A 7008-nucleotide genomic window follows, 5' to 3' on the forward strand; every position below is an offset into this window, starting at 1 on the left:
TGTCTGCCGACATCCGCCGCTGACCTGCGGTACCGCTCTCCGTTGATGCCAGGCGCCGGCACCGGGCCGTTCCGGCCCGGCGGAACACCGTCCGTGATCACGTCACTCACCGTGCGGCTGTGCGCCGGATCACATCGGACAGGTTACGCAGGTACGGGCCCGGCGCAGACTGCCGGGCGACGAGGCCGGCCCTGAGAACTGATCATCCGGCGCCGCCCGGAGCAGGGGGAGCAGCGGGAGCAGGGGGAGCAGGGGGAGCACACAGAGCCTTGAGCGCGGCTGCCGTGACAGGAGAGATGACGCCGTTCTCCGTGACGATCGCGGTGATCAATTCCGGCGGTGTGACGTCGAACGCGGGGTTGTACGCCTGAGCGCCGAGCGGTGCCCCGAGATCCGTCACTTCGTGGCCCGGACGTTGCTCCACCTCGATCGAGGCTCCGTCGGGGGTCGTCAGGTCGACCGTCGTGGTCGGCGCCACCACGACGAACGGCACGTTGTGGTAGCGGGCCAGCACGGCCAGCGGGTAGCTGCCGATCTTGTTCGCAGTCGCGCCGTCGGCGGCGATCCGGTCCGCCCCGATCAGAACCGCGTCGACCTCTCCGGCGGTGAACAGTGAACCGGCCGCGTTGTCGGTGAGCAGGGTGTACGGCATTCCGGTGCGCGCCGCCTCGTAGGCGGTCAGCCGGGCTCCTTGCAGCAGCGGGCGGGTCTCGTCGACCCACAGCCGGCGCAGTTCACCGGCCCGGTGCACGGCGAGTACGACGGCGAGCGCCGTGCCCTCGCCGCCGGAGACCAGGGCCCCGGTATTGCAGTGGGTCAGGATCCGGTAGCCGCCTCCCGGCGCCAGTTCCGCCAGGAGCTCCGCACCGCGGCGGGCCATGGACGCACTGGCCGCGGCGTCCTCGGCGTGCAGCGCGCGGGCCTCAGCGAGCACGGCGGCCGCGGCCGCCTCCAGGCCGTCGGGGGCCGCCGCCCGGTACGCGTCCCGCGCGCGGCGCACTCCGTACGCCAGATTGACGGCGGTCGGCCGGGCGCTCGCGAGCAGGTCGGCGGCCTCCTCCACGTCATAGCCGCGGGCCGCGGCGAGGGCTGTTCCGTAGGCCCCCGCGATGCCCAGCAGCGGTGCGCCGCGCACCGCGAGATCGCGGATCGCCCGTACCAGGGCCTGCACATCGGTGCAGACCAGCTCCATTTCCTCGCCGGGCAGCCGGGTCTGGTCGAGAAGCACCAAAACCGGACCTTCCGGTGGTTCCTCCCATCGGAGCGCGGGAATCGCGTCGGCCGCCGGTATCGAGAACTGATCACCCATCTGCCCAGTCTGCCCTGCGGGACCCCGCCAGCGGCAGCCCATGGCACGATGGCCAGCACACTGAACGCAGGCGAAGGGACAGCAGCGATGAACGACACTCCGGGCTGGGCATCGCCCGGATCCTCCGACTCCGACGAGCCGGAGCGTGGCGACAGTCCCCAGGCACCCCCAGCACCTTCCGCACCTTCCGCACCGCAGGACGCGACGGCCCCGAACTGGTCCAAGGAGCAGCCCCCGCCCAGTCAGTGGTCGGCTCCGGCCGGCGGCGGCTGGGGCAGCCCGCCTCCCCCACCCCCGCAGCCCGGCCCCGGCTGGGGCGGAGCTCCGGGCGGCCGGCAGTCGTCCGCGCCCTGGGGCAGGCCCCCTGCGGCCAAGCCCGGCGTGATCCCGCTCCGCCCGCTGGGCGTCGGTGAGATCCTTGACGGCGCGGTCTCCACCATGCGCGCCCACTGGCGGGTCGTTCTGGGTATCTCGCTGGCCGTCGCCCTGGTCACCCAAGGTGTGCTCGTCGTCCTCCAGGGCCTCCTCCTGGACAAGAACTCGGACTTCAGCCGGGTGCAGAACGACCCGAACGCGACCTCCGGCGAGATTCTGCGAGCGGCCGGGGGCGCCCTCGCCGGATCCGGTGTCGCGGCGCTGATCAGCCTGCTCGCCATGATCTTCGCAACCGCGATGCTCACCATGGTGGTCAGCCGCGCGGTACTGGGACGCCCGGTGACCACGGGCGAAGCCTGGCGGGACTCCCGTCCCCAGCTGCTGCGCCTGCTCGGACTGACGCTGCTGCTGCCCCTGATCGCCATCGTGATCATCGTGGTGGGCACCCTGCCCGGCATCCTGGTCATCGCCCTGGGTGTCACGAGCGGCGGCGTCGCCCTCGCCGTGATCGGCGGCCTCGCCGGCTGTGCCGCCGCGGTCTGGCTGTGGGTCCGCTGGAGCCTGGCCTCTCCCGCACTGATGCTGGAGAAGCAGGGCGTCATCACCTCCATGAAGCGCTCGATGAAGCTGGTACGCGGCTCCTGGTGGCGGATCCTCGGTGTCCAGCTGCTCGCCTGGATCCTGGTCACCATCGTCTCCGGAATCATCCAGACGCCGTTCACCCTCATCGCCGGATCCGTCAGCGGAGACGGCATGTCCCCCTTCATGTCCAACAATTCCCAGGTGGGCTGGACCTTCCTCATCATCACCGCCATCGGCGGGGTCATCGGCACCGCCATCACCCTCCCCATCAGCTCCGGTGTCGCCGCTCTGCTCTACATGGACCAGCGCATCCGCCGTGAGGCCCTCGACATCGAATTGGCCCGCGCCGCCGGCGTCCCCGGCTACGGCGAGACCCGGCCCTCGGACCGCATCACTCCCGGGAGCTGACCCACGTGTCGGGGGACGCACCGGTCACCACCCCGCGCGACGCCGCCCGCGAAGCGGCCGAGCACGAACTGTCCAAGGGCATCTACCACCAGAACGACCCGAGCCTGTTCCAGCGCGCCCTGGACTGGCTCTGGGGCAAGGTCGGCGACCTCCTGTCGGCAGCCTCAGGAGCCACCCCGGGCGGCGGGGTCGGCCTGCTGGTCATCGCCCTCATCGTCGTCCTGCTGGCGGCCGCCCTGCGGTGGCGGCTCGGCCGGATACGCCAGACCTCCACCGACGGACCCGGCCTGTTCGGCGACCACACGCGCACCGCCGCCGAACACCGTGCGGCCGCCGAGCGGCACGCCGCCGCCCGCCGCTGGACCGAGGCGTCCCAGGAACGCATGCGCGCCCTCGTCCGCTCCCTGGAGGAGCGGACCGTCCTCGACCCGCGCCCCGGCCGCACCGCAGACGAGGCCGCAGCGGACGCCGGCCGTGCCCTGCCCGACCACGCCGCCGCGCTGCGCGACGCCGCCCGGCTCTTCGACGACCTGACCTACGGCGGCCGCACCGGCACCGAGCCGGCGTACACCGGGCTGCGCGACCTCGACACCCAACTGCTGCGCGCCAAGCCCCAGTTCGCCGCCGGGGGCGCCCGCACATGACCACCTCCCTCTCCGAAGCGCCCGCGCCGGCCACCACGTCGACCTCGCCCACCGCACGCCAGTTGTGGACCCGCTCGCGCGCCCTCCTGGCGGCCGCGCTCGCCGTCCTCGTCTTCGGCATCGGCTACGCCGCCCTGCGCTCCGGGGAGAGCCATGGAGCGCTGGACCCCCGTTCCGCCGACCCCGCGGGCAGCCGCGCCGTCGCCCAACTCCTGGCCGCCCAGGGCGTCACCACCTCCGTCGTGACCACCACGGACGAAGCCGCCGCCACGCTCGGCCGGGACACCACCCTGCTCGTGGCCGTCCCCGACCTGCTCACACCTCATCAGCAATCCCTCCTCCACAGCGCCGCCGAACAGTCCGGCGGCAGCACCGTCCTCCTCTCCCCCGGCCCCACGGCGACCGACGCGCTCGCCCCCGGGGTCCAGGCCATCGCCCCTACCAAGACCCGGACCCTCACCCCGGGGTGCTCCCTGCCCAGCGCCACCCGCGCCGGCGACGTGGAACTCGGCGGCGTCGAGTACGCGACCTCCGTCCCCGCCGCCGACACCTGCTACCCGAGCGGCGGACACCCCACCCTGATCCGGCTGCCTGCCGCCAACGACGGCGACATCGTCGTCCTCGGCTCGGCCGGTCTCCTCACCAACGACCGCCTCGGCGAACAGGGCAACGCGTCCCTGGCCCTCCAACTCCTGGGCGCCCACCCGAAGCTCGTCTGGTACCTCCCCTCTCTCAGTGACGCCTCCGCACTCGACGGCAGCCGCAAGAGCTTCTTCGACCTGATCCCCCACGGCTGGACCTGGGGCCTCCTCCAGCTCCTGATCGCCGCTGTCCTCGCCGCCCTCTGGCGGGCCCGCCGACTCGGCCCCGTCATCGCCGAACGGCTGCCCGTGGCCGTACACGCCTCCGAATCCACCGAAGGCCGCGCCCACCTCTACCGCCGGGCGAACGCCCGCGCCCGAGCCGCCGAGGCGCTGCGCCAAGCCACCCGGGACCGGCTCGCCCCCATCGTCGGCATCTCCCCGGCCCCCGCTCCCGAAGCACTAACCGACGCCGTCGCCGCCCTCCTCGGAACCGCCGGCGCCGACGGCGCCGGCCTCGACCCCGGCGTCCTCCTCTACGGCCCGCCACCATCCGACGACGCGGCCCTGCTGCGTCTGGCAGATGACCTCGATGCCCTTGAACGCCGCATCACTTCCACAGAGAGGTACGCAACTCCGTGAGCGCCCCGACAGCCGACAGCGCCCGCGCCTCACTCGAGGCCCTGCGCACCGAAATCGCCAAGGCCGTCGTCGGCCAGGACGCAGCAGTCACCGGCCTGGTGGTCGCCCTGCTGTGCCGCGGCCATGTCCTTCTGGAAGGCGTCCCAGGTGTCGCCAAGACGCTCCTGGTCCGCGCACTGGCGGCCTCTCTCCAACTCGAGACCAAGCGCATCCAGTTCACGCCCGACCTCATGCCCGGCGACGTCACCGGATCCCTCGTCTACGACGCCCGCACCGCCGAGTTCTCCTTCCAGCCCGGCCCGGTCTTCACCAACCTCCTGATCGCCGACGAGATCAACCGCACCCCGCCCAAAACCCAGGCATCGCTCCTCGAAGCCATGGAAGAACGCCAGGTGTCCGTCGACGGGACCCCACGCCTCCTCCCCGACCCGTTCCTTGTCGCCGCCACCCAGAACCCGGTCGAGTACGAGGGCACCTATCCCCTCCCCGAAGCCCAACTCGACCGATTCCTGCTGAAGCTGATCCTTCCGCTCCCCTCCCGCGACACCGAGATCGATGTCCTCACCCGGCACGCTGAAGGCTTCAACCCCCGGGACCTCGCGGCCGCCGGCCTCCGTCCCGTCGCAGGCCCCGCCGATCTCGAAGCCGCCCGTGACGCCGTCGCCAAGACCTCCATCTCACCCGAGATCACCGGCTATATCGTCGACCTCTGCAGAGCCACCCGAGAATCCCCCTCCTTCACTCTCGGTGTGTCACCGCGTGGTGCGACCGCGCTGCAGGCGACCTCACGCGCATGGGCCTGGCTCACCGGCCGCGACTACGTCACCCCCGACGACGTCAAGGCCCTCGCCCTGCCCACCCTCCGCCACCGGGTGCAACTCCGGCCCGAAGCAGAGATGGAGGGCGTGACGGCCGACTCGGTCATCACCGCGATCCTCGCCCACGTCCCCGTGCCCCGCTAGCCGACAGGACCAGCCCATGGCCCTCACCGGACGCACCGCCCTTCTCGCCGCACTCGGCGCCCTCGCCGTCGGTCTGCTGCTCCCCGGCTGGAGCGGCATCCTCGCTGTCGAAGGCGTCCTTCTGCTCGGAATTCTGTGCGATCTCGCGCTCGCCGCGCCAGTGCGAAAGCTCCATTTCACTCGAATCGGTGACACATCTGTTCGACTCGGTGACATCGCGAGCGTCATGCTGACCGTCACCAACCCCAGCGGTAGGCCGCTGCGGGCCCTGCTCCGCGATTCCTGGCCACCCAGCAGCTGGCACCCCGGTACCGAAGTAGCCGCGTCCCGGCACCGGTTGGCGGTCCCGCCGGGCGAACGGCGCCGCGTCACGACCGTGCTGCACCCCACCCGGCGTGGCGACCGCCGGGCCGAGCGCGTCATCGTGCGCTCGCACGGCCCGCTCGGCCTCGCCGCCCGGCAGGGCTCGCACCTCATCCCCTGGACAGTCCGCGTCCTGCCGCCCTTCACCAGCCGTAAGCACCTGCCCTCGCGCCTCGCCCGGCTGCGTGAACTCGACGGCCGCACCTCACTCCTGATCCGCGGTCAGGGCACCGAATTCGACTCCCTGCGCGAGTACATCCCCGGCGACGACACCCGCTCCATCGACTGGCGCGCGAGTGCCCGCCGCGCGACCGTCGCCGTACGCACCTGGCGTCCGGAACGCGACCGCCACATCCTCATCGTGCTCGATACCAGCCGCACCTCGGCCGGCCGCGTCGGTGACGCCCCCCGGCTCGACGCCGCGATGGACGCCGCGCTCCTGCTCGCCGTCCTCGCCGGCCGTGCCGGCGACCGCGTGGACCTTCTCGCCTACGACCGCGGCATCCGCGCCTCAGTCCAGGGCCGCAGCACCACCGACATGCTTCCCGCACTCGTCAACGCGATGGCGCCGCTGGAACCCGAACTCGTCGAATCCGACGCCCGGGGCCTGGTCGCGGCGGTTCTCCAGCGCGCCCCGCGCAGATCACTCGTCGTGCTGCTCACCGGCCTCGACGCCGCCCCCATGGAAGAGGGCCTGCTTCCCGTCCTCCCCCAGCTCACCCATCGGCACGAAGTTGTCATCGCGGCCGTGGCCGACCCCCGTATCGAAGAGATGGTCCGCGGCCGGGGCAGCCTGAACGCCGTCTACGCGGCGGCGGCCGCGGAACAGTCCCGTGCGGAACGCCGCCGTACCAGCCAGCGCCTCTCGCGGCACGGCATCACCGTCGTCGACGCCCCGCCCACCGAGATCGCCCCCGCCCTGGCGGACGCGTACCTGGCCCTCAAGGCCGCCGGCCGCCTCTAGGCCAGTGGTGGGGCATACGGCCATACGAGTCGTATGGCATACGCACAACGCAAAAAACCGTAGGCCCGAGATCAGAGATCCCGGGCCTACGGCCAATGATTGTTCGGCGGTGTCCTACTCTCCCACAGGGTCCCCCCTGCAGTACCATCGGCGCTGAAAGGCTTAGCTTCCGGGTTCG

The 7008-nt window shown here is 72.0% G+C and carries 6 protein-coding genes and 1 rRNA gene; 5 read left to right on the top strand and 2 right to left on the bottom strand.

Annotated features, from left to right (window positions below):
* Positions 1–202: 202 nt before the first annotated feature.
* On the bottom strand, positions 203–1309 hold the full coding sequence (gene mtnA / locus QMK24_RS30590; protein ID WP_283470075.1) for an S-methyl-5-thioribose-1-phosphate isomerase: 1107 nt from the start codon (positions 1307–1309) through the stop codon (positions 203–205).
* 87 nt (positions 1310–1396) lie between these two features.
* Between mtnA and QMK24_RS30595 the strand changes: the two genes are divergently transcribed.
* Genes QMK24_RS30595 through QMK24_RS30615 form a run of 5 tightly spaced genes read left to right on the top strand, consistent with a single transcriptional unit; the run spans position 1397 to position 6830 of the window.
* Entirely contained in the window at positions 1397–2674 is a 1278-nt protein-coding gene (locus QMK24_RS30595) for a DUF7847 domain-containing protein (protein ID WP_283470076.1), read from the top strand.
* Positions 2675–2679: 5 nt separating this feature from the next.
* Positions 2680–3318 carry a DUF4129 domain-containing protein gene (locus QMK24_RS30600; RefSeq protein WP_283470077.1) on the top strand — a complete coding sequence of 213 codons (639 nt, stop codon included), beginning with the start codon at positions 2680–2682 and terminating at the stop codon, positions 3316–3318.
* Complete coding sequence (locus tag QMK24_RS30605; protein WP_283470078.1) at positions 3315–4541, top strand: DUF4350 domain-containing protein; 1227 nt, start codon at positions 3315–3317, stop codon at positions 4539–4541. The genes QMK24_RS30600 and QMK24_RS30605 overlap by 4 nt, the downstream gene beginning before the upstream one ends.
* Complete coding sequence (locus QMK24_RS30610; RefSeq protein WP_283470079.1) at positions 4538–5503, top strand: AAA family ATPase; 966 nt, start codon at positions 4538–4540, stop codon at positions 5501–5503. The genes QMK24_RS30605 and QMK24_RS30610 overlap by 4 nt, the downstream gene beginning before the upstream one ends.
* Positions 5504–5519: 16 nt before the next feature.
* The gene (locus QMK24_RS30615; RefSeq protein ID WP_283470080.1) at positions 5520–6830 is read left to right on the top strand and encodes a DUF58 domain-containing protein; all 1311 of its coding nucleotides are present in this window, start codon (positions 5520–5522) and stop codon (positions 6828–6830) included.
* 101 nt (positions 6831–6931) lie between these two features.
* Here QMK24_RS30615 and rrf read toward each other — a convergent pair.
* Positions 6932–7008: ribosomal RNA gene (gene rrf / locus QMK24_RS30620) — 5S ribosomal RNA — on the bottom strand; the annotation flags it as partial.

It is taken from the genome of Streptomyces sp. PH10-H1 (assembly GCF_030063355.1).
In the GTDB taxonomy this organism is placed as follows: Bacteria; Actinomycetota; Actinomycetes; order Streptomycetales; family Streptomycetaceae; genus Actinacidiphila.